We start from the raw sequence: 23,010 nt of genomic DNA, 5'->3' as shown, positions 1-23,010 counted from the left end.
TACGGTTCAAGCGAATATCCACACTCGCCACGAGGAACCATCCATGTCCGACGAACACGCCAAGACCCCCGCCGACCACATCGGCAATACGGTGGCGCAGCTCAAGGAGATGCGGCACTACTCGAAGAACAACGTGGAGACGCTGACGGCGGAATGGCTGCTGTTCGACGGCGAGTTGTCCAAGCTGAAGCTGGCCGACAAGATTGCCGACCTGATGGATCGGCAGGGGCAGCTGCACGAGGCGCTGGAAGCGGCGATCACCGATCTGGAGGATGTGCTGGAGAAGATGCAGCCGGAGCCGGAGGAGTAGCTCCCGGCGCCGCGGCTGTTTCCAGGCGCGTCGTTGCCGGGCGGCGCCGATTTTCCGAGCAGCTGGAAATCGGCGGATGAAGGTCGCGCGGTCGATGCGAGGCCCAGCCGATTTGCAGGTGCGATCAGTGGTGTGCATCGATTTTGTTCGCCAGATCGACGCTGCGGGGTGCAGCCAGGCCGCCGTAGTGCGCGTCGATCCTGTCCAGGAACGTACGCGCTTCGTCAGGCCTGCCGCTGGCCAGCAGGCTTTCCGCATGCTGCAGCTGGGCGTCCAATGTTTTATCTATCCGCGCACGGCACCGGGCCAGTTTGTCTGCATCAGGTTGCGCAGGTTTGCCCAGCACGTCCAGGGCACGACTCAAGGGTGCGGGCGCGGCCACCTCGTGCCCTGACCAGGGCGCCGGCACGGTGTGTACATCGAACACGCACCATTCGTGCAGCGATTGCTGGCTGTGGCTGTCCATGTCGAGGTGGAACTGGTCGTTCTGGCCGGTGAGATAGACCAGCCGCGTGCTGTCCTGGAATTGCCGGAACAGCGGCGTGGGCGGCAGCGCGAGCTGCGCGCTGCCGATTGGATCGCTGCCGGCCATCAGCAGGGCGCCGTGGAAGAGGTCCGGGTAGCCGAGCGCGATGCGTTCGGCTACCCGCGAGCCGCCGGAGAAGCCGCCGATGTAGATGCGCTGCGGGTCGATCGGGTAGCGCCGGATGATGTTCTGCGCGGCCAGCAGGGCCAGCGGTAGGCGGCGGTCGAGCACGTCGGCATCGTTGCCGGAATTCGCCGCGCTGACATAGATCATGCCGTGACGATCCAGCGTGGATATCCACGCCGACGGGATGCTCGCTTCCGGCCACGGCGGCACGAATACCAGCAGTGCATAACCTTGCGGCGGCGCGTGAGCTGGCACGTAGACGACGAAGCTTTCACGCGCGGGGTCGAGCGGTTGCTCGCGCATGGCCTGGCCCGAACGTGCCGCAGCACGGTTCACCCGCAGCGCGTTCAACGGGCTCAGCAGGCGCCGCACCAGTTCGGCGCTGTGCGCAAGCGGCGCATCGCGGGTGAACACCACGTGGGGTTGCAAGCCGGTGGCTGCGACGGGCACGTCGGCAGCCGCTGCCGGCAGCGATATCAGCATGACGGCGAGAAGCAGGCAGCGGATCATGGGCCGATGGTAGCAATCACGCGTGCTCGCGTGCTCAGTCGGATACCGACGCGGTCGAAGGCTTTGTCGCTGCTTCGGTGTGCAGGCATTCGCGAGTCATGTCTGCGGTGTCGGCGCTCACGCAGAACTGGAAGCCGTGCGGCAGGTGGGTCAGATGCAGTCTGGTATCGACGGCCAGCGCAAACTGCATGAACGGTGTGGATGCGCATGATCGCTGCTGGGAACAGTCGCGTTTGAACACGGCGTAGCGACATTGGCCGCTACGGCTCTGGACGCAATCGAAATCCGCGCTGGGGCCAAACACGGTGACCTTGCTGTACATCACGTGGACGCCGTTTACCGTGCTGCGCCTGACGATGGTGTTGCCGGCGTAGTCGCAACCGGCAAGCGAAAGGATGAGGCAAAGCAGGGCGAGTAGCCTGTGCATGGGATGTCTCCTTTATCGCTGCTGTCGCAAGGGTTTACATGTTGCGGAAAAACGTCATGAAAGGCTGGCTGACGGTGAGGGTTTCCGGCCGTTGTTTCAGTCGCAGCGTGCCTTTGCCGCTGTCGTCGCGGATCACCGCGGCAATCGCCTTCAGGTTGACGATGGTGGAGCGGTGGATCTGCTTGAAGTAGGCGGGATCGAGCACGCCGAGCAGTTCGCGGATGGGTTTGCGCAACAGCGCTTCGCCGTCGGCGGTCATCGCGACGGTGTACTTGTTGTCGGCCCGGAAATAGGCGATGTCGTCGACCATGATCAGCCGCGTCTCGCGGCCGCTGCTGGCGGTGACCCAGGTCAGTGGTGTGGTGGCGCGGGCCGGTGCGGCGGCCTGGGCCAGTTCGCGCAACAGCTGTGCGAGATCGCTCGGGACGCTGCCGCTTGCGACGCGCGACTTGATCCGCTGCACGGTGGCGAGGAGCCGCTCGGGTCCGATCGGCTTGAGCAGATAGTCGACGGCGCCGCGTTCGAAGGCGTCGATGGCGTACTGGTCGTAGGCGGTGGTGAAGACGATCTGCGTGCGGGGGCTGCATTCGATCGCGCCGGCCGCGACATCCAGGCCGGACAGGCCGGGCATGCGAATGTCGAGAAAGGCCACTTCGGGTTGCTGGTCGGCGATGGCTTCCAGTGCGCCGGCGCCGTCCTCGCATTCGGCGATCACGTCCAGCTCGGGCCAGGTTTCGGCCAGCAACCGGCTCAGCGCGCTGCGCAACAGCGCTTCGTCTTCGGCGATCACGGCGCGCGTCACGGGGTGGCTCCGGCGGTAGCGGGTACGGTGATGGTCGCGGCGACGCCTGCAGGCACGTTCGCGACCACCGCCAGCGAAGCTTCGCCGCCGTATACCAGGCGCAGCCGTTCGCGCACGTTCTTCAGGCCGATGCCGGTACCGCTGCCGGCATCGCTGAAGCCCTGGCCATCGTCGGCCACCGTCACTGCGATGGTGGTGCCGTCGCGGCGCGCGAAAATCCACACGGTGCCGCCGGCGGCCTTGGGTTCCAGCCCATGCTTGATCGCGTTCTCCACCAGCGTCTGCAGCATCATCGGCGGCAGCGGCGTCGTGCGCAGCGATTCGGGTACGTCGATCTGCAGGCCCAGGCGTGCGCCCATCCGGATCTTCAGGATTTCCAGATAGGCACGGGCGCGTTCGAGTTCGTCGCCTAGGGTCGACAGCGTGTCCTCGGCCCGGGGCAGCGAGTGGCGCAAGTAGGCGATCAGGTGACCCAGCATCTCGTCGGCCTGCGCCGGATGGCTGCGCGTGAGGTATTGCGCGCTGGCCAGCGTGTTGTAGAGAAAGTGCGGCTCGACCTGCGCCTGCAGCAGGCTGAGCCGGGCCACGGTGAGTTCCTTCTCGGTGGCGGTTTGCGCGCTGGCTTTCTGTTCGTTGCGACGACGCTCGGCGACGCGGCGGGTAATCGCGCGGGCAATCGCCTCGGCATTCTCGAGGTTGCTGCCGTCGTCGACGCGGAACCAGTCGCTCCACGCGCCGCTTTCGGGTTCGCAGATCAGCGTGACGCTGCCGATGCCGTCGCCCGGCGTCACCGTGGCGAGGATCTGGTTGCGCGTGTGGCCGAACCAGGTCGATGGATTGAATGCGCCGAGCACGCTGCGGCCATACGGCGCCGGGCGTCCCACCTTGGCGTTTACCTGCAGGCTGTCGCGCGCGCTTTCGACGGCTTGGATGCGGGGCAGCTCGCGGATGGCCGCATCGAGCAGGTCGAAGGCTTCGCCGGCTTCGAACGGAATCTCGATCTGCCGGCGCTGCCGGTTGGCCAGGGTGCCGGCATCGACGCGCCCGGCGATCAACCGGACCCGCCGCAGGTGGGAGAACGCGCCGGTGATCACGAATGCCAGCACGATGCCGCCCAGCAGGAACGCCGGCGCCACGTCGTTGGTGTGGGTCAGGGCGGTCCATAAGATGATGATCAGCATCATCGTCAACAGCCATGCCAGCACGATGCGAACAATGAAGAAGAAACTCTTGATCACGGTGGGTTCCGGCCTGTTGCTGGGATTGCCGCGAAGCATACCGAGCTCCGATGCCGGACTCGCGGTTATTGCGACGGAACCCGAACTGGGACGATGAAACGGTTCCACCCTGGCGCGAACCGGGAGCCGCTCGCTGCCTGCCATGACTTCCGGCGGTGTCCGGATACACTGGCCGGCGTCACCATCGCGGCGGCCAGCGCGGGCTGGCCGATCGACGGCCGTCGTCCGTCCCGCGCGTTTCCGCGTATCCAGCGGCGGCATGCCCGGCGGGCTGCTCCAACACTTATGAGGGGATGTCATGCGTAGCATTCTGGTTTCGGCGATTGCCCTGGCGCTTGCCGGCGTTTCGATGAGCGGCATGGCGGCGACGCCCGTCCTCGCATCCCATGCCGAGCTCGCCACCACCCAGCTGCCGCGCAGCGTGCGGCCCAGCCACTACGACGTGTCGGTGACGCCGCATGCGGACAAGCTGAGTTTCGACGGCACAGTGACGGTGACGGTCGATGTGCTGCAGCCGACCACCAGCATCACGCTCAACGCGATCGACATGACGTTCTCGTCGGTGAGCCTGAAGCCGACCCGGCTCAGGGTCACCGCCCTGGCACCGCCGAAGGTGACGGTGGATGCCGCCGCACAGACGGCGACGTTCACCTTCGCGCAGCCGATCCCGGTCGGCAACTACACGCTGGCGATGAGCTACACCGGCAAGATCGGCACCCAGGCCAACGGCTTGTTCGCGATCGACTACGACACCAGGTCGGCCAAGAAGCGCGCGCTTTATACGCAGTTCGAGAATTCCGACGCACGCCGCTTCATCCCGTCGTGGGACGAGCCGGCGTACAAGGCGACCTTCAATCTGGAGGTGACCGTGCCGAGCGACGAGATGGCGGTGAGCAACATGCCGGCCGCCTCGAAAACCGATCTCGGCAACGGCATGACGCGCGTGCAGTTTCGGCAGTCGCCCAAGATGTCGACTTATCTGCTGTTCTTCGGGCTGGGCGAGTTCGATCGTGCCACCACGACGTCCGACGGCACCGAGATCGGCGTGATCACGCAGAAGGGGCTGTCGTCGCAGGCCAGTTTCACGCTGAAATCCGCTGCCGAGGTATTGCACGAATACAACGACTATTTCGGCGTGCCGTATCCGCTGCCGAAGCTGGACAACATCGCTTCGCCCGGGAGCAGCCAGTTCTTCTCGGCGATGGAGAACTGGGGCGCGATCTACACGTTCGAATACGCGCTGCTGCTGAATCCCGCGATCTCGACCCAGTCGGACAAGCAGCGAGTGTTCAGCACCGCGGCGCACGAAATGGCGCACCAGTGGTTCGGCGATCTGGTGACGATGCGCTGGTGGGACGACCTGTGGCTCAACGAGGGCTTTGCCTCGTGGATGGCGGCGCGCACCACCGAGAAGCTGCATCCGGAGTGGCATACCGAACTCGATGCGGTGGGCTCGCGCGAAGGCGCGATGTCGCGCGATGCGATGGTCACCACGCATCCGGTGGTGCAGCACGTGGAGACGGTGGAGCAGGCCAGCCAGGCGTTCGACGCCATTACCTATTCCAAGGGCGAGGCGGTGATCCGCATGCTGGAAGCCTACGTCGGCCCGGATACCTGGCGCGACGGCGTGCGGCGCTACATCAAGGCGCATGCGTACGGCAACACGGTGTCCGACGATCTGTGGCGCGAAGTGCAGGCGGCTGCCGGCAAGCCGATCACCCGGATCGCGCATGACTTCACTTTGCAGCCGGGTATTCCGCTGATTCGCGTGGAAGCGTCCGCATGCCGCGGCGGCAAGACCACGCTGAAGCTGACCCAGGGCGAATTCACCAAGGACCGCCCGAACAAGACCCCGCTCAAGTGGCATGTGCCGGTGATCGCGCAAAGCGTGGGCGGCGAGCCGGCACGCACGGTGGTGGACGGCACGTCCACGCTGTCGGTGCCTGGCTGCGGTCCGGTGCTGGTCAATGCGGGGCAGAGCGGCTACTACCGCACGCTGTATTCGCCGGCGCAGTTCGCGGCGATCGGGAGCGATTTCGCCAAGCTGGCTCCGATCGACCAGATGGGTCTGATGGGCGACACCTGGGCGCTGGGCATGGCCGGGCTGGAGCCGGCGTCGAGCTACCTCGATCTGGCCCATGCCACACCGGCCGATGCCGATCCGCAGATCTGGGGCGACATCGCCGAAAGCTTCTCCGGCCTGCATCAGTACTACCGCGGCGACAAGGCGCGGCAGGCGCGCTTCGATGCGTTTGCGCTGAAGCGGCTGCAGCCGGTGTTCGCACGCATCGGTTGGGAAGCCAGGGCGGACGAGGGTGGTCCGAGCACGATCCTGCGTACGCAACTGATCGGCGTACTGGCCGACCTCGGCGACACCGCCGTGATCGAGGAGGCGCAGCGCCGCTTCGCGGCACAGGCCAGCGATCCCAAGGCGGTGCCGGCCGCCTTGCGCAAGACCATTCTTGCGGTCGTGGCGCGGCATGCGGATACGGCTACATGGGACAAGCTGCATGCGATGGCGAAGGCCGAGACGACGCCGCTGATCAAGGATCAACTCTACTCGCTGCTGTCCGTTGCCGAGGACGATGCGCTGGCCCGGCGCGCGCTGGACATGGCGCTCACCGATGAACCGGGCGCCACCAACAGCGCCCGCATGATAGGCGTCGTCGCCTACCAGCATCCGGACATGGCGTTCGACTTCGCGCTGGCGCATCGCGCCCAGGTGGACAAGCTGGTCGACACGACCTCGAGCAGCCGCTATTACCCGGCACTCGGCGCCAGCTCGAACGATCCGGCGATGATCGGCAAGATCGAGGCCTACGCCGACGCCCACATCGCAGCCGGCTCGCGCCGCGCTGCCGATACGGTGATCGCCAACATCAAGTACCGCATGATGGTGCGCAGCAAGCGGTTGCCGGCGATCGATGCCTGGCTGGCGAAGAACGGCGGCTGATCCATGGCTGCGTTTTGACCACAGGGAAGCTCCGCGCCGCCGGGCTTCCTTTTTCCGTGCAGGCGGAGCGCGCCGCGGTTTGCGGTCGGCCTGCCTCCGGCGCCGGGCACAGCGATATGATCGCGGCGGTGCGCCGCCGCTCCTTTACCCAGCGAGCCCGAAAACGATGGCCGATACCGAGAACAAGATGGAACCCGTTAGCGCGGTCTACAAGACCTTGCTGGAATCGACCCGGGCGATTCCGTGGAAGATCGACTGGGGCACCATGCAGTTCGCGTACGTCGGGCCGCAGATCGAGGCGCTGCTGGGGTGGGCGCCGTCGAGCTGGGTGACGGTGGGCGACTGGGCCAGCCGCATGCATCCCGAGGATCGCGAGCGGGTGGTGAATTTCTGCGTGGCGCAATCGCAGGCAGGCGTAGATCACGAGGCCGACTACCGCGCACTGACCCGCGACGGCCGCTACGTGTGGATCCGCGACGTGGTGCATGTGGTGCGCAGCGAGGACGGCACGGTGGATTCGCTGATCGGTTTCATGTTCGACATCAGCGAGCGCAAGCAGACCGAGCAGCAGCTGATCACCTTGCAGAAGGAACTGGAAGAGCTTTCCTTCCGCGACGGCCTTACCGGCGTCGCCAACCGGCGCCGTTTCGACGCGCTCATGGAGCTGGAATGGAGCAACGCGCGGCGCAACCGGAAGCCGCTGTCTCTGATCATGCTGGATATCGATTATTTCAAGCAGTACAACGACCGCTACGGTCATCTCGAAGGCGACATCTGCCTGAAGCGCGTGGCGCGGACGCTGAGTTCGGCCGCGACGCGGGCGCGCGACCTGCTGGCCCGCTTTGGCGGCGAGGAATTCGTGCTGGTGTTGCCGGAAACCGACGAGGCTGCGGCACGCATGCTGGCCGAACGCTGCCGCGACCTGATCCAGGCCGAACAGATCCCGCACGAACAATCCTCGATCAGCCCCGTGCTGACGATCAGCCTCGGCGTGGGCACCGTGATCCCCAGCCACGACGACGAGCTGCTGCCGTTCATCGATACGGTGGACAAGCGATTGTATGAGGCCAAGCTGCAAGGGCGGGATCGCATCGTCGCGGATAGCTGAGCTGCCGCGACTGAAGTCGCTCATGCACGAGCGCGTGGCTTTGATTGGCTTGTCATCTGGTAGCGAGAGCAGGATTGAACCGGTACGCCCGATTTGCATTGCCAGTCATGATGTACATACAATGTGCGCACATTGGAGCCATGCCGTGACCGCACCCACTGCCATTCGCGAAAAGACCATCAACCTGCGTGCCACGCCGGCGCAGAAGCTATTGATCGAGCGTGCGGCGGAGGCTACCGGTACCACGCGTACCGCGTTCGTGCTGGACGCGATCCTGCAGCGCGCCGAGGCTGTGCTGGCCGACCGTACTCGCTTCGTCCTGTCGGATACGCAGTTGAAGCGCTTCGAGAAGGCGCTCGATGCTCCGCTGCCTGCTCCTGATGCATTGCGTCGACTGATGGCGCGGCAGCCGCGCTGGTCGCGCTGAGGCGTGGCGATTCTTGCACCGGCCCCGCTGAAACCGGAGCACGAAGTCGACGACTTCGCTTCGCCTCATCCGGAGCTTGCCGACTGGTTGCGTCGTCGTGCGCGCGACAACGAGGAAGATCGCGGGTCGCGGTGTTTTGTCGTCTGCGAAGGTCGGCGTGTCATCGGTTATTACGCACTGGCCGCCGGTGGCATCGAACGTGCGCATGCGCCGGGCAGATTGCGGCGGAACAAGCCGGATCCGATTCCTGTCATCGTGCTGGGTCGACTGGCGGTCGACAGCGCATGGCGGGGGCAGGGACTGGGCGCGGACCTGCTGCAGGATGCTGTGTTGCGCGCGCTGCGGGCATCACACGAGATCGGTGCACGCGCGTTGCTGTGCCACGCCATCGACGCGTCCGCCAGGGCTTTTTATGTACATCACGGTTTCGTCGAGTCCACGTTCGACCCGATGATGGTAATGCTGGACTTGAAGAAGGCCGAGGCGGTCCTGATTGATGACATCAGGTAACAGGGAGTCGTCGTGACCTGAAACAAGAGGCCCCGCAATGCGGGGCCTCTTGTCATCTACATCATTGGAAAGGGCGTGGTTTATGCCTCGACTTCTTCCTTGTAGGCATCGATTGGAATGCACGCGCACATGATGTTCTTGTCGCCGTAGATGTTGTCCACCCGGGCGACCGGCGACCAGTATTTCTGCAGCTTGAGGCTGGCCAGCGGGAACGCGGCCAGCTCGCGCGGGTAGGCGTGGGTCCACTCGCTGGCCGAGACCATGGTGGCGGTGTGCGGCGCGTTCTTCAGCGGGTTGTCCTCGCGGTCGAGCTTGCCTTCCTCGATCGCGCGGATCTCGTCGCGGATCTGGATCATCGCGTCGATGAAGCGGTCCAGTTCGATCTGCGATTCGCTCTCGGTCGGTTCCACCATCAGTGTGCCGGAGACCGGGAAGCTCAGCGTCGGTGCGTGGAAGCCGAAGTCGATCAGCCGCTTGGCCACGTCCTCGGCGCCGATGCCGGTGGCGTCCTTGAGCGGGCGCAGGTCCAGGATGCATTCATGCGCGACCAGGCCGTTGCGGCCGGTGTACAAGGTGGGGTAGTGCGCTTCGAGGCGCTTGGCGATGTAGTTGGCGTTGAGCAGGGCGACCTGGGTGGCCTTGCGCAGCCCTTGCTGGCCCATCATCGTGATGTACATCCACGAGATCGGCAGGATCGAGGCCGAACCATGGTTGGCCGCGCTGACCATTCCGACCGCGCCATGCTCGCCGAGCTTGCCGGGCAGGAACGGCGCGAGGTGCGATTTCACCGCGCACGGACCGACGCCAGGGCCACCGCCGCCATGCGGGATGCAGAAGGTCTTGTGGAGGTTCAGGTGCGATACGTCCGAACCCCATTTGCCGGGCTTGGCTACGCCGACCAGCGCGTTCATGTTGGCGCCGTCGGTGTACACCTGGCCGCCGTGCGCATGCACGATGTCGCAGATCGCGACGATGTCTTCCTCGAACACGCCATGGGTGGACGGGTAGGTGATCATCAACGCGGCGAGGCGGTCCGAGTACTTCTCGGCGGCACGGCGGATGTCTTCCACGTCGACGTTGCCGTTGGCATCGCACTTGGTCACCACCACGGTCATGCCGCACAGGTGCGCGGAAGCCGGGTTGGTGCCGTGGGCGGATTCGGGGATCAGGCAGATATCGCGGTGCTGATGGCCGCGCGAACGATGGTAGGCGCGGATCGCCAGCAGGCCGGCGTATTCGCCTTGCGCGCCGGAGTTCGGCTGCAGGCTCACCGCGTCATAACCGGTGCATTCCACCAGCATCGCCTCGAGGCCGTCGATCAGTTCCTTGTAGCCGGCCGTCTGCGTGCTGGGCGCCAGCGGATGGATGTCGCCGAACTCGGGCCAGGTGACCGGGATCATCTCGGCAGTGGCGTTGAGCTTCATGGTGCAGGAGCCCAGCGGGATCATGGTGCGATCCATCGCCAGGTCCTTGTCGGCCAGCATGCGCATGTAGCGCAGCAGCTCGTGCTCGCTGTGATGCGAGTTGAACACCGGATGGGTGAGGAACGCGCTCTTGCGCCGCAGCGCCGTCGGCAACGCGTCGGCGGTGATCGCGTCCAGCTCGTCGATATCGTCGATCTCGGCGCCGAACAGGCCAGCCAGCGCGAACACTTCGGCGCGGGTGGTGGTCTCGTCGAGGCTGATGCCGATGCAGGTGCCGTGGATCTGGCGCAGGTTGATGCGCAGCGCTTCGGCCCGGGCATGGACGGCGTCGGCGTCGACGTCGGTGATGTGCAAGGTGTCGAAGAAATTCGCGGCCACCTTGACGCCGGCCTGGCGCAACGCCGCGGCGAGGATAGCGCTGAGGCGATGCGTGCGGCGGGCGATGCGGGTCAGGCCCTCGGGGCCATGGTAGACCGCGTACATCGAGGCCATCACGGCCAGCAGCACCTGCGCGGTGCAGATGTTGGAAGTCGCCTTCTCGCGGCGGATGTGCTGCTCGCGCGTCTGCAGGGTGAGGCGGTAGGCCGGCTTGCCTTCGGCGTCGATCGACACGCCGATCAGGCGGCCCGGCATCGAACGCTTGTACGCGTCGCGGCAGGCCATGAAGGCAGCGTGCGGGCCGCCGTTGCCGAACGGCACGCCGAAGCGCTGGCTGTTGCCCACCACGATGTCCGCGCCCCACTCGCCGGGGGCGGCGATCAGGGTCAGCGCGAGCAGGTCGGTGGCGACCGCGACCAGCGCGCCACGCGCATGCGCGGCGTCGGCGATGGCCCGGTAGTCGTTGATGGTGCCGAAGGTGTTCGGGTACTGCAGCAGCACGCCGAAGCTGTCGACCGTGCCGCCTTCGGCGTCATCGCCGATATGCAGCTCGATGCCCAGCGCCTCGGCGCGGGTCCTGACCACTTCCAGCGTCTGCGGATGCACGCCGTTCGACACGAAGAACACGTTGGACTTGGACTTGCACGAACGCTTGGCCAGTGTCATCGCCTCGGCCGCGGCGGTGGCTTCGTCCAGCAGCGACGCGTTGGCGATTTCCATCCCGCTGAGATCGGCGCACAGCGTCTGGAAATTGATCAGCGCTTCCATGCGGCCTTGCGAGATCTCCGCCTGGTACGGCGTGTACGCGGTGTACCAGGCAGGATTCTCCAGGATGTTGCGCAGGATGACGTTCGGGGTCAGCGTGCCGTAATAGCCCTGGCCGATGAAGCTGCGGAACACCTGGTTCTTGTCGGCGATGGCGCGGATCTTGGCCAGTGCCTCGACCTCGGTGATCGCCTGCGGCAGGGCCAGCGGGGCGGGCGACTTGATCTTGCCCGGCACGATCGCGTCGGTCATCGCTTCCAGCGAATCGTGACCGATGACGCGCAGCATCTGCGCGATCTCGGCATCGTTGGGCCCGATGTGGCGCTCGATGAAGGCGTGATGGTGCTCGAGTTCGCGCAGGGAGGGCGTGGCCTGGGGAGATGAAGAAGCTTGGCTCATGACGGGCGTCCGGAAATGGCCGATAAAGGCCGGACGTGCGTGCCGCACGTGGGGCGCCCCTCTGTCCTTTTGCCTGAGAGTTTGGAGGCGAAAGCCTCGTGCCCCTTCGGCGGCGGCTTGCGCCGATGAAGGCAGCCGCTCTCTCCAGAGTGTTTACGCGTGATGGTACGGGGCCTGAGCGATTACGGGCGTTGCGTCTTCGGCAGCGGCGCATTCCCGTCAGGAACGGCCGCTTCTCCCACCAAACGTTTACCTCGGCGATTATACAGGCGTCGCACTTGCAGTGTCAGCGTGCACGGGCCTGCTCATTAAGATGTAGGAGCGGGCGATGCTCTCTTGCTTTGTTTTTTTGGAAGACTCAGTGCAAAAAGCATCGCCCGCCAGCGGGCTCCTACAGTACCCATCGGCCTGCGTTATGCTCTGCTAGCCGGATTCCAGGAAGCAAGCCGCATGATCCGCATCGCCGAAATCGACCACGTGGTATTGCGCGCCATCGACATCGTGGCGATGCAACGCTTCTACTGCGACGTGCTCGGTTGCGGCGAAGAGCGCCGGCAGGACGAAATCGGCCTGGTGCAGCTGCGGGCCGGCGCTTCACTGATCGACCTGGTCGGCATCGACGGCAAGCTCGGTCGTCACGGCGGCGCCGCACCAGGCAGCGAGGGCCACAACATGGATCACCTGTGCCTGCGCGTCGAGGATTACGACGAAGCGGCGATCCTCGCGCACCTCAAAGCACACGGCGTACGCCTCGGCGAACTGGGTTCGCGCTATGGCGCGCGGGGCGAGGGCCCGTCGATCTACCTGTACGACCCGCAGGGCAACATGATCGAGCTGAAGGGGCCAGCGGCTGTCTAATGCTTGGTTGAGCCGCCCTCCCTGTGGGAGAGGGGTTGAGGTGAGGGCTGGGGCGAAGCACTAATTTCGACGCACGAACCGAACCTTCATCCGTCGCTACGCGCCACCTTTCCCCCCGCGGGAGAAGGAAAAGGCAAATCCCGAAAAGACGAAAGCCGCCCCGGAGGGCGGCCTTCGTTTACCATTGGTGCCAGGAGAGGGGCCAAAGGATATAGATAGTCCATTGAATATCTAGAAAAAATTAGGTTTGAGCATTTGGTTGTACTCCTGTGCATACCGTGGTCGGGAACTGCCAAATAGCTCTTCGGAGTAGGGATCGTCAGCGCATATACCAGCGGTTTGGGGGCCATGCCGGCGGAATCTCGACGGAATCTGCGCCCCGAAATTTAGTTGAATGTTTTTCTACTTGCGCGTTTTCCCGACAAAGCCAAGTGCCCGCATCCATTCGGCGTCCCTGCGCATGGTTTCCGTGCGTTGCTTTCGATAGTGGCGTTCGGCACGACCTTGCAAATAGGCCGCCCACCAGCGTAGCGATCGATGGCTTTGTCGATTCCGCTGGATCAGCGCGCGCATCAACCAGCGTCCTGCCCCGGAAGCGAAGCGACGAAAAAGCTCATCGTCGATGCTGACGATGGACTCGATGCTGCCCGGATCTCCCTGGCGCGCACACCGGCCGAAAAGCTGGCGGTCGGTTCGCGCCGATTCGTGGAACTCGGTGAGTATCACGTGCAGACCGCCGGCTTGCTCTACTTCGGGCCCCAGTTTGATATCGGTCCCGCGACCGGCCATATTGGTCGCTACAGTGATTCGCCCGGGCTGGCTGGCCTGTGCAACCGCCTCAGCCTCGCTTTTGTCCTGTCGGGCATTGAGAACGGTATGCGCGATGGCATCCCGAACCAGCAATTCGCTCAACTGTTCCGAAGCCTCCACCGAACGAGTGCCGACCAGCACGGGGCGTCCCGCAGCGGCGACTTCGGTGGCACGTCGAGCTACCTCATGCCAACGCTCGCCGGAGGTGCGGCAGATCCGGTCGACCAGGCGCTGGCGCCGACTTGGCTTGTGTGTAGGGATGCGGGTGACCGAGAGGTCGTAACAGCGTTTCACTTCGGGTGCGACTTCCTGCGCGGTGCCCGTCATGCCGCACAGCAGCAGATAGCGTCCAAAAAAACGCTGATAGGTGACTTGAGCCAGCGTGCGTCGCTGGCCCGTGGCCTCGCAGCCTTCCTTCGATTCGATCATCTGGTGCAGACCGCGCTCCCAGGTGCGGTCAGGCATCACGCGGCCGGTGGATTCGTCGACGATCTGCACCTTGTCTTCAGCGATGATGTAGTGCTGGTCGCGTTGAAAGCTATGCACCGCGGAAAGCGCCTTCTGCACGAACTCGTCGCGCCACAGCGGCGATTGCCACAGGCCACCGTAACCAGCAGTGGCGTGACGTATCGCTTGCTTGCCGGCGAGTGTGAGCCAGATATCCCGGTGTGCGCCGACGACATAGTCGATACCCGCGCGCAGGGCTTTGGCCAGCGCGATGGATTGCGTATAAATGGCTGGATCGAGATCGTCCGGTAGCGTTTCGGAAATGATCAGCGGCGTGCTGGCCTCGTCGATCAACACGCTGTCGGCCTCGTCGATGATCGCGATGTGCAGTCCACGAAGAATCGGCAACTCCCCATGGCGTCCGCCGGCAAGTTCGCGCAGGTGCTGCTGGGTACGCGAGGCCTCGCCCAGCGCGATGCAGTCTTTCAGATAGTCGAACGTGAGTTCCTTGTTGGAGACGTAGGTGATGTCACAGGCGTAATTCTCGCGTCGTTTTGCCACATCCATATCCTGCAGCACCACGCCAGCACTCAGACCGAGCAGGGTGAACAGTGGGCGGTTCTGCTCGGCATCGCGTTCAGCCAGGTAGTCGTTGACGGTGACCACATGCACGGCCGCACCGCTGGCTGCAGCCGTGCATATGGCGAGCGTGGCGGCGAGTGTCTTGCCCTCACCGGTGGCCATTTCCGCCAGTCGGCCACGCAGCAAGGCACGACCAGCCAGCAATTGCACATCGTGATGACGCATGCCCAAGGCTCGCCGGGAGGCCTCGCGAATCAACGCGAAGGCGGGTGCCAGCGCGCGATCGGAGAAGCCCTCCCGGTGCATCTGTCGCGTCGCCACGGCCAAACCCGTGCGCAAGGCATCATCGTCATGCTGGCGAACGTTCTCTTCCAAAGCGTTCGTGGCGCGCAGGAAAGCTCGGGTACGACGACTCTCCCAGCGCGGCAGACGATCCAGCCACGCGCGAAGACGTTCTTCCCATGGCGCATGAACGACATCCAGCCGCTCCAGATAGGGGCCATCACCCAGTTCGACGTGACGCCCGACCAGCAGTGCGCGTACATCAGACACCGAAGTGGCTCAGGAAGACCTGGCGCAATCTTCGCAGTGCCTGGCGCGCCAGAGGTTCGCTGCCGTGTTCAAAACGGACATGGACCCGCTCGCCGAAGTCAGGTCGGGTATCGGCCGGCAGGGCGAGATCGACAATGAACACCCGCTGCAGGGTCTTCAATCCGTTCGGGTCGTTGGGGCTGGTGGGGATGGTGCCACCGCCATTGAGCCCGAGTGCAGCGGTTGGCAATTCCTTCACGCCGCCTGGAAATTCGCGTGATACGTAGGAGCGATGCACCTCCTCGATCGAGTCACTGAGACGCAGCGACACACCGCTGAGCCGTTGATGCACCAGATCGATATCGTCCTGCTGCACGACCACTCGTACCAGGAGTTCATGGCTCTGGAGCACGTAACCGAGCAGTTCGCCCTTCTTGTAGTAGCGACCGGGCATGTCCTGGGCGGAGGCGACGATCAGGCGCCCATCGCTTTCCGCATGGCCCGTCAATTGCACAACCCGGATCTGGGCCTGATGCACGATTTCGCGGGCCTCCTGCCATTGGCGGCCGGATACGGCCGCCTTCGCCGGATCGCTGAACTGCTCGGCGTCATAGCGCGCCTGCGCCTGTGCGAGCTTGGCGCGATCCACGGCAAGTTCAGCCTGCAGCTGCGGATTGTCCAGTACATACAGCGGCTGTCCTTTGTGCACCATGCTGCCGGGTGTCGACAGCCAGTGGGCGAAAAAGCCGTTCTCGCGTGCGTGCAACATGGCGTGGTCGGGCAGCCACACCACGCCTTCGGATCGCGTGCGCAACGGCAGCGGAATCATCAGCAATGCGGCAAGACAGATCAGCGTGAGCACGGTGCGGCGCATGGCCTGATGGCGGCGACGATGCAGCGATGCGCCTGACACCAGGTGCTTCCAGCCTTTGCGCAGCGGTACGCCGAACAGGCTGATCGCGCTCCAGAGGGCCATCACCACACCGACGATGAAGAACTTGCCGGCGACCAGAAAGATGATCGACACCGTGACAAAGGTGCGATAACACCAGGCCAGCGGCGAGTACAGCGTCAGCCAGCGTTGTTCGGCGGGGGTTTCATCCGGTTTCACGGCATCCGTCGCGCCGAAGGCATAGCGATCCAGCAGCCAGGACCACCATGCCAGACCGCGCTGGGCCAGATTGGGCATCTCGATCAAGTCCGAGAGGATGTAGTAGCCGTCATAACGCAATAGCGGATTACCATTCACCACCAGGGTGGATACGCCACCAATGACCATGACGTTGAAGGCCACGGCGCGCAGTAAACCCGGTTCGGCGAGCAGCCAGACATAGAGTGCCAGCGCGGCCAGGAACAGCTCCACCAGCATGCCGGCAGCCGCCACCAGCGCACGTCGGTACTTGGACGGAAATGCTGCCGAGGAAGATGCTTCCACATACGGCACGGGCGCGAAGATCAGGAACATCAGCCCCAGTTCACGCACCGCGCCGCCCCAGTGCTTGGCCGCGAACCCATGACCCAACTCGTGTAACAGCTTGACCACGGGGTACACCGCCAGCATCACCAGCAGATTGCTCGAGGACAGCACACGATCGGACAAATTGTGCGTCAGCTCCGCCCAATGCTGCGCGGCCAGCACGGCCGCGGGCAGCATCACGGCCAGCCACAGCAACGCGCCGAGCGGGCCGAAGCACCAGCCGACATAGGGGGCGAGCGCGCCGAGAAAACGATCGGGATTGAGCAGTGGCAGCTTCACGCTCATCGGGTTCAACAACCATTGCTTGATGGTGTCGAAGCGTTTGCGTTTGTGCCGGTCCAGTGCGGAGGCGGAGTCCGGTGCCACGTCGGTCTGCAACAGGTCGGCGGAATGCATTTGCACCAGCAGATCGACCACCTCCGGCTGGGTGCAGGCATCGCGTACCTCCGAGGCATTGGCACGCTCCCACAGCTCATGCACGGTGTGGTGGCCGTCCATGCCGGCGATCAACACGTAGGCGCTCGCTGAAAAGCGATAGACGCGACCGCCGGTCTGATCCTGCACCACGTACCAGGCCTTGCCACGAAACACCACGCGCTGCACCACGGCATACGGCATCAGGCGCGGCCGCAGCGCCGCCACGCTGTGCCAGGAGGGGCTGAAGGGGTTACGCGACACGGATCACCGCCATGTCTACAGACCCCAGTTCCACAGAGTGAGGCGTAGCCAGTCGAACAGGCTGTGCAGCAGCACCCATCCGAGTTTGCGTCGGCCGACATCGATCTTGCCCACACCTTCCATACCGGGCAGCAAAACGGACGATTCGCGCTTCAACTTCGCTTCGACACGGTAGAAATTCTTGCCATCTTGCACGGTTGCCACCGGCATGATCCTGGCGACGGTAAAAGGCATCGGGTTGCCGGCAAGCCCGCTCATCATCAGCTCGCCTTCTTGCGCCGTGTGGATCTGTCCGATGTCGCGCTCGTCCACCTCGAGAATGATGCGATAGCTGCGCAACGGAGCGACCTCGAACAATTTCTTGCCCGCTTCAACAGGTGTTCCAACCTGCTGGCTGAGATCCCCGCTGACGATCACGCCATCGTACGGGGCGACGATCTTCACCCGCGCCAGTTTGTCGTCTGCCAGGTCGAGTTGCGCTTGCGCTTCGTTCAACTGCGCGGTGAGAACCTGGATCGCCGTGAGGTCGTGGTTGGCCATCGCCTCGCGCAGCTTGTTGTCGTACTGGTCGCGCTCGCTGGTCCACTTGGCGCGCTCCACCAGCAAATCGTGGTCATCCAGCTTCGCGAGCACCTGATCCTTGCTCACGGTGTCGCCTGCGCGCACGAAACCCGCGGCGAGATAACCTTCGAACGGCGCGGCGGCGACGCGCTGGATCGCGCCCTCGGTCACCGTCTTGGCCGAGACGCGGTACGGCACCGGCAGCCAGATCAGCAACGCCATGGCCAGCAGCGCGAACAATCCGCCTGTTTTCCAGACCAGATGCCGCGGGCCCAGCAGCGCGCCCCAGAAACGCGAACCTTCATCGGCCAGCCGCTGCAGCGAGTTCCGTTCGGCATCGCGCCGTTGCGCCACCACTGGTGAAAAAAGCGCGGCAAAGGCCTCCAGCCATTTGCGCTCGCCGTCGCCGAAGCGCTGGCCATGGCCGCGTTCCAGCGTGATCACTGCGATGGTCTGCGCCTGATGGCTGACTGGAAGCGAGATCAGTGCATCGCCACCCACCCGCTGCAGCAACGCGGCGTGCGCGCGATAGGTTTCCGGTGCGGCGCCGTCCTCGGGTCGAAACGCCTCGATCGTCTGGGCCAGGTCGCAGGTTTCGCCCATGGCATCGACATAGGCCTGCACCATGGGCGAAGACTTTTCGAAGGTCGCCGCTTCCGACAGGGCGGCGAGCTTCACATGTGCCGCACGCACCAGGCCAATCGCCACTCGTGAGCAGTCGAAGCGTTGTCGCAATTCATTGCTGAGCTCAAACAGCGCCTGTTGGAAGTGGGTGTGCCGCAGGGCGACGGCGACGGTTTCCAGGATGCCCATCGAGCGGGTATTCGCTTCGGTCGCGGCGTCGAGCTCGCGCTTGCCGAACAGGTTGCTCAGCCAGGCGCTGCCCCAGTGCAGCTCGCGCAGCAGCGGATGCACAACCGCCATGTCGGCCGTGACTTCCAGCACGACGGCACCGACGATGCGTTCGTTGGCCGATACCGGCACCGCCACGTGCAGCCACTCGGGCTGCTCGGGCGCCGGCAGCCATACGACACGACGTTCGCCCAGCGCCTGCTGCACTGCAGCCCCCATGCGGGCCATGTCGGCGTTTGCCAACGGCCAGACGGCGATCGGCACGAAGGTCTGGCCATCGGTGGATTCGACCAGCACGGCAGCCTGGCGCACGGCAGGAAACTTTTCGCAGATCAGCGCGAGCCAGGCATCGCAGAAGGCATCGGAGGTGCGCGCCGTCACAAAGCGCTCCCAGTTCGTCGGCGTGCGCTCTTCGCCCGATGGCGAGCGGCCGGACGGTGGAAGCGACGATAGGCTCATGAGCCTTTTCGCCTTATCGGCGCCATGGCGAGGGTGCCGGCGTCGCTTTCGCGCGCGCTGAACAGCTGATCGAGCTCGTCCAGATCAGCGGCACTGAGCTCGCCCAATGTCGATTTCAGCTTGATGTACGAAGTGAGTTGCTGATAACGCCCCTTGCGCATGTCGCGCCGCGCGGCGACGAGCTGCTGGCGTGCGGTGAGCACGTCGGCATCGGTCTTCAGCCCGCGCGAGGCGCCTTCCTCGGCTGCGGCAAGTGTGGTTCCGGCCGAGGCCACCGCGATGTGTGCGGCAGCGGCTTTGGCTTGTCCGGCACGCCAGCCGAGAAAGGCGGTTTTCACGTTGAGAATAGCTTGTCGTCGCGTTGCGTCCTGATCGTCGCGCGCCTTGTCGCGCATGGCCAGGGCCTCAGCCACCTTGGCCGATTGTGTGCCGCCGGAGTAGAGCGGCACGCTGAGCTGCAGACCGACGGCCAGCTGGCGGATGCGATAGCCCGATTGGCCAGGGAAGTTGCCCACCGCCTGGTCGGTGTCGCCGTAGGTGGCCACCATGTCCAGCGTGGGCAGGTGGCCCGCGTGCTGCTTGCTGATCTCCGCATTGGCCGCCTCGATCGCCCGGCTGGCGGCGCGCAGTGCAGGACTGTGCGTATCGACCTGTTCCAGCCACTCGTCCAGGTCGTCGCCGACCAGGTCCGGAATTTTGGCGTCATCGCGCAGGTAAGGTTGCATCAGTCCATCGGCTGGCCCCACCCATTGTTCCAGCGCCGCAAGTTTGGCAGCCAGATCGAGTTCGGCCGAAGCTTCATCGGCGCTCGCTTCCTCGTACTTCGCCTGTGCGTCATCGGCCTGCGGCTGGCTCTGCGCCCCGAGTTCGGCAGCACGTCGCGCAATGTTCCACTGTGCATGCAGTGCATCGCGCTGTGCCGTGGTGAACTCTACCGCGTCGCGTGCCTCCATCAGGTCGAACCATGCAGTGGAAACCTTCAGGTAAAGCTGCTGCTCCGCGTCATCGAGTTGATCATGTGCCTGCGCGGCGTTCTCCTGCGCCTGATGCCAGGAGGCGATATTGGCGGGCCGCCAGAGCGGTTGATTCAGGCTGATCTGATCACCGTTGCTGTGATAGCGATCGTGTGGCGTTGTCGGCGGAGTGCTCAGGGTTTCATAGCGGCGACGGTTGCCGTTGCTGTTCGCCGTGGCAGTGAGCTGCGGCAGCATCGCGCCAAGCGCCTCGCGCGTGCGCGCTCGCGCTGCGGCGACATTGGCCTCGGCCGAGCGGAAGCCGGGCTCGCTTTCATGGGCGATCGCGAACAGTTCGCCCAGCGAGGTTACTTGCGGCTGGGTTGCATGGACGGAGACTGCGCAAAACCATGCGAACAGCATCGCGAGGCAACGCGTGGGAGGAGCATGACCACGCGCGCGGATCTGGCTAGCCACGACGGGACAGCCGCGAGAGGCGATTGATCAGCTGCGCCGGACGGGCGGCCATGGTGGCCGGCGTGGTGCACAAAGCATGGTGCGTATGGAGTGGCACTCAAATCCCTTCGCTACGGCCAAAGGGAGAGACCGGTCCATCGATGAGCGCCGGCAACACATGGCGCCGCCGCGACATGCGCGGCACCGAGTGAGTAACCAGGTCATTCCCCCAACACGCGCATTTTGGCATTGCCGCGGCGGCTGTGCCAAGTGCACGGCTTGAGAGATCTGTCAGCCAACTGCAATGACGATGGCTCGCCCCGAACTTGCATCCCGCTGTTCTCCCGGCCGAGGGGATGCCGCCGCAGCCGTGTCCTGGGTTAACATATGGGCGAGCCGATGGCGCCATGGCTCGGTTCGCCAGTCACAGGGGATGTCATGAAACGTATCGCGGGAGCAGCCGTACTGGCGGTTGCGCTGGCCGGTTGCAGCACCACCGGTCAGAAGATCAAGCGTCTGGATCCGGGCAGCCGGCCCGATCGGGTGATCGCTGCACTCGGCAAGCCGGATGCGGTGCAGGCTATCGATGGGTTCGAGGTTTATGTGTATCGCGCCCGCTTTCGCGATCGTCATTCGATCCGCCGCACCGACTATTCGGTGATCTTCGAGCACGGTCGCCTGGTGGAGTTCGGGCCGGGCCGCGCGAAACGCGAGGGCGCGGACGACGTGGTGATCGTTCCGTCTGCGCCTTAGGCATGAGTGTTCCCGGGGTGATCCATTCGTGGCTGGCATGCGTGGTCCATGCATGTCCAGATGGGCATCGCCAGCGCGCGAAGGGCAGGGGAACGTGCCGCTCCAGAGCCATGCTGGGTTATCCTGTGTTATCGGGGTCTGTCGTTTTTTCTTTTGGGGGATTTGACGTGAACAAGTTTGCCGCCGCTGCGGTGCTCGGTGTTGCCAGCGTGCTTTGCGCCTGCCAGACCACCGGGGCACGCATCACACACCTTTACACCGGCAATTCGGAAGTCGAAGTGCGCGAGACGCTGGGTCGGCCAGACGCCGTCCGCGTGCTCGGCGATTACGAGGTCTACACCTATCTGGCCCGTCACCACAGCCGGCTGTCGCTCCACCGCAGCGACTACACCGTGGTGATGCAGAACGGTAAGGTCGTGCAGTTCGGTGCGGGTGTCGCCCAACGGGAAGGCCTGCACACCGTGGTGATCGTGCCGCCGCAGTCCTGACTCAGTCATGATGACTTGGTTTCAGGACGCCGCTGTAGCAAATCACTTCGCCAAGAACCGGCACCGAAAAGGCGGCATGGAAACGGTAATTGCCGTCTTCGATCCGCTTGTAGGCGGTCGATCGAGGAATCAGCCATAGAGGCACTCGAAACCCGCGAAGGCGTGCGCTGATGACGCGCCAATGCCAGCCGCCTTCCATCACATCGACCGTTAGCGTTAGCTCCAGCGCGCCGGTTCTTTCGATCCAATAGCCCTCGGGCCAGCGGCCGTGCGGAATGAACTGCGAGCGGAGATGATGCGTGCCGTCAAAACACCGATCCCACCCTAAGGTGCTCGCGTTATGGCTGATTCTCACCGTCAAGTGGTGCGAGCCTGCGACGTCTGGCATGCCGAGCTTGCGCGCCAGACGACGCCCGAATGCGCCGGCCATGCCTCTGCCGAAGTGTAGAACTACCGGCCCGCTCAGCTCGCTGTTCCGCATATGTAACGCTTGGAGAAGCGGATGGAGATCACCGAATCGCGCTCCAAACCATGCCGTGACGGCATTGGTGCTTTCCATCTCTGTCATGCAAAGGCGCCAAGGTCAACGAATGCCGGTTCCATTTTGACGGCGGAGCGGTTCCGTTTGTCACCCCGCAAGCACGTCCGCCATTGACAGAAACTGTGCAAGCTGACGCCTTTCGTCGTGTTCAGCCGCTTCCGCTTCGTCGTGCTCATTGTCGTCTCCAGTGAAGTGACCGGAGAATTGTTGTTCCCATAAGTATCAACGAAAGAAGAGTACTGGTGAACTATTGCCTACAGCGTTGGAGACGTAGGCGAAGGGTGACCTTGTCCCCACATCCAGACATGCCCGTCGCTATCCACCGCCGCACTGATGTCTTCTCCAGCAGCGATTGCGACAATGCGCGGTATGCCGGGAACCCGCAAAGGTGTCGCCGTTGAGTTCTCTTCGCCGGGTTCGACGGAATGCTGTTGAGTTCCATCCAAAACTGAGCCACTTCGCCGGGTGATTTTCGTCGAATTTTGAGCCACCTCCTACCACCCTCCGCTCACAGCACGAGCGGGAGCAACAAAGCCTCAGGGTCAGGTCTTGTCTTGCCACATGCCACTTCGAGCGATGCGGCTTACCGTCGCATAGTGCAAGCCGAAATGCTCGCCGATCGCCTTCAAGGTGTAGCTGCCGCTGGCGTAGGCGGCGCGAA

The 23,010-nt window shown here is 64.2% G+C and carries 19 protein-coding genes and 1 riboswitch; of the genes, 8 read left to right on the top strand and 11 right to left on the bottom strand.

Translation table 11 applies throughout. The features are described from left to right. The first annotated feature begins 43 nt into the window (after positions 1–43). Positions 44–310: a hypothetical protein gene (locus ACFPPB_RS15315; protein WP_377328626.1), complete on the top strand. Its 267-nt coding sequence runs from the start codon at positions 44–46 to the stop codon at positions 308–310. Between the two features lie 124 nt (positions 311–434). On the opposite strand, the gene ACFPPB_RS15310 is transcribed toward ACFPPB_RS15315, so the two are convergent. The 4 genes from ACFPPB_RS15310 to ACFPPB_RS15295 are packed head-to-tail and all read right to left on the bottom strand — an operon-like array spanning position 435 to position 3,939. Then, on the bottom strand, positions 435–1,472 hold the full coding sequence (locus ACFPPB_RS15310; RefSeq protein WP_377328624.1) for an alpha/beta hydrolase family protein: 1,038 nt from the start codon (positions 1,470–1,472) through the stop codon (positions 435–437). A 34-nt stretch (positions 1,473–1,506) separates the two neighbouring features. Next, entirely contained in the window at positions 1,507–1,899 is a 393-nt protein-coding gene (locus tag ACFPPB_RS15305) for a hypothetical protein (RefSeq protein ID WP_377328622.1), read from the bottom strand. A gap of 34 nt (positions 1,900–1,933) precedes the next feature. Next, on the bottom strand, positions 1,934–2,701 hold the full coding sequence (locus tag ACFPPB_RS15300) for a LytR/AlgR family response regulator transcription factor (RefSeq protein WP_377328620.1): 768 nt from the start codon (positions 2,699–2,701) through the stop codon (positions 1,934–1,936). Continuing rightward, entirely contained in the window at positions 2,698–3,939 is a 1,242-nt protein-coding gene (locus ACFPPB_RS15295; protein WP_377328618.1) for a sensor histidine kinase, read from the bottom strand. Before ACFPPB_RS15295 ends, ACFPPB_RS15300 begins: the two co-directional genes overlap by 4 nt. 298 nt (positions 3,940–4,237) lie before the next feature. Between ACFPPB_RS15295 and ACFPPB_RS15290 the strand changes: the two genes are divergently transcribed. The 4 genes from ACFPPB_RS15290 to ACFPPB_RS15275 all read left to right on the top strand — a co-directional run bounded on the left by ACFPPB_RS15290 (position 4,238) and on the right by ACFPPB_RS15275 (position 8,937). Next, positions 4,238–6,892: a M1 family metallopeptidase gene (locus tag ACFPPB_RS15290; protein WP_377328616.1), complete on the top strand. Its 2,655-nt coding sequence runs from the start codon at positions 4,238–4,240 to the stop codon at positions 6,890–6,892. Between the two features lie 187 nt (positions 6,893–7,079). Next, positions 7,080–8,000, top strand: a complete 921-nt coding sequence (locus ACFPPB_RS15285; RefSeq protein WP_377328614.1) for a sensor domain-containing diguanylate cyclase — start codon at positions 7,080–7,082, stop codon at positions 7,998–8,000. Between the two features lie 145 nt (positions 8,001–8,145). Further along, positions 8,146–8,427 (top strand): type II toxin-antitoxin system TacA family antitoxin, encoded by a 282-nt coding sequence (locus ACFPPB_RS15280; protein ID WP_377328612.1) that lies wholly within the window; start codon positions 8,146–8,148, stop codon positions 8,425–8,427. Positions 8,428–8,430: 3 nt separating this feature from the next. Further along, positions 8,431–8,937 carry a GNAT family N-acetyltransferase gene (locus ACFPPB_RS15275; protein ID WP_377328610.1) on the top strand — a complete coding sequence of 169 codons (507 nt, stop codon included), beginning with the start codon at positions 8,431–8,433 and terminating at the stop codon, positions 8,935–8,937. 80 nt (positions 8,938–9,017) lie between these two features. On the opposite strand, the gene gcvP is transcribed toward ACFPPB_RS15275, so the two are convergent. Further along, positions 9,018–11,903 (bottom strand): aminomethyl-transferring glycine dehydrogenase, encoded by a 2,886-nt coding sequence (gene gcvP / locus ACFPPB_RS15270; protein ID WP_377328608.1) that lies wholly within the window; start codon positions 11,901–11,903, stop codon positions 9,018–9,020. Between the two features lie 51 nt (positions 11,904–11,954). Continuing rightward, positions 11,955–12,061, bottom strand: a riboswitch (glycine riboswitch). A gap of 292 nt (positions 12,062–12,353) precedes the next feature. Here gcvP and ACFPPB_RS15265 point away from each other — a divergent pair. After that, a complete protein-coding gene (locus ACFPPB_RS15265) occupies positions 12,354–12,761 on the top strand; it encodes a VOC family protein (protein ID WP_377328606.1) in 408 nt (135 codons plus the stop codon). Between the two features lie 402 nt (positions 12,762–13,163). Here ACFPPB_RS15265 and ACFPPB_RS15260 read toward each other — a convergent pair whose 3' ends face one another. Genes ACFPPB_RS15260 through ACFPPB_RS15245 form a run of 4 tightly spaced genes read right to left on the bottom strand, consistent with a single transcriptional unit; the run spans position 13,164 to position 20,588 of the window. Continuing rightward, positions 13,164–15,152 (bottom strand): preprotein translocase subunit SecA, encoded by a 1,989-nt coding sequence (locus tag ACFPPB_RS15260; RefSeq protein ID WP_377328604.1) that lies wholly within the window; start codon positions 15,150–15,152, stop codon positions 13,164–13,166. Further along, positions 15,145–17,286 (bottom strand): hypothetical protein, encoded by a 2,142-nt coding sequence (locus tag ACFPPB_RS15255; RefSeq protein WP_377328602.1) that lies wholly within the window; start codon positions 17,284–17,286, stop codon positions 15,145–15,147. Before ACFPPB_RS15255 ends, ACFPPB_RS15260 begins: the two co-directional genes overlap by 8 nt. 15 nt (positions 17,287–17,301) lie before the next feature. Beyond that, positions 17,302–19,158, bottom strand: a complete 1,857-nt coding sequence (locus ACFPPB_RS15250; protein ID WP_377328600.1) for a GAF domain-containing protein — start codon at positions 19,156–19,158, stop codon at positions 17,302–17,304. Further along, entirely contained in the window at positions 19,155–20,588 is a 1,434-nt protein-coding gene (locus ACFPPB_RS15245) for a TolC family outer membrane protein (RefSeq protein ID WP_377328598.1), read from the bottom strand. Before ACFPPB_RS15245 ends, ACFPPB_RS15250 begins: the two co-directional genes overlap by 4 nt. A gap of 417 nt (positions 20,589–21,005) precedes the next feature. Between ACFPPB_RS15245 and bamE the strand changes: the two genes are divergently transcribed. Both bamE and ACFPPB_RS15235 read left to right on the top strand, forming a co-directional pair. Continuing rightward, entirely contained in the window at positions 21,006–21,320 is a 315-nt protein-coding gene (bamE, locus tag ACFPPB_RS15240; RefSeq protein WP_377328596.1) for an outer membrane protein assembly factor BamE domain-containing protein, read from the top strand. A 167-nt stretch (positions 21,321–21,487) separates the two neighbouring features. Next, positions 21,488–21,808, top strand: a complete 321-nt coding sequence (locus tag ACFPPB_RS15235) for a hypothetical protein (RefSeq protein WP_377328594.1) — start codon at positions 21,488–21,490, stop codon at positions 21,806–21,808. Position 21,809: 1 nt separating this feature from the next. Here ACFPPB_RS15235 and ACFPPB_RS15230 read toward each other — a convergent pair whose 3' ends face one another. Beyond that, positions 21,810–22,367 carry a DUF4166 domain-containing protein gene (locus tag ACFPPB_RS15230; protein WP_377328592.1) on the bottom strand — a complete coding sequence of 186 codons (558 nt, stop codon included), beginning with the start codon at positions 22,365–22,367 and terminating at the stop codon, positions 21,810–21,812. Positions 22,368–22,603: 236 nt separating this feature from the next. Then, positions 22,604–22,840: a hypothetical protein gene (locus ACFPPB_RS15225; RefSeq protein WP_377328590.1), complete on the bottom strand. Its 237-nt coding sequence runs from the start codon at positions 22,838–22,840 to the stop codon at positions 22,604–22,606. Between the last annotated feature and the right edge of the window lie 170 nt (positions 22,841–23,010).

It is taken from the genome of Rhodanobacter terrae (assembly GCF_042657005.1).
Classification (GTDB): domain Bacteria; phylum Pseudomonadota; class Gammaproteobacteria; order Xanthomonadales; family Rhodanobacteraceae; genus Rhodanobacter; species Rhodanobacter terrae.
This window is presented reverse-complemented; position numbering and strand designations above follow the sequence as displayed.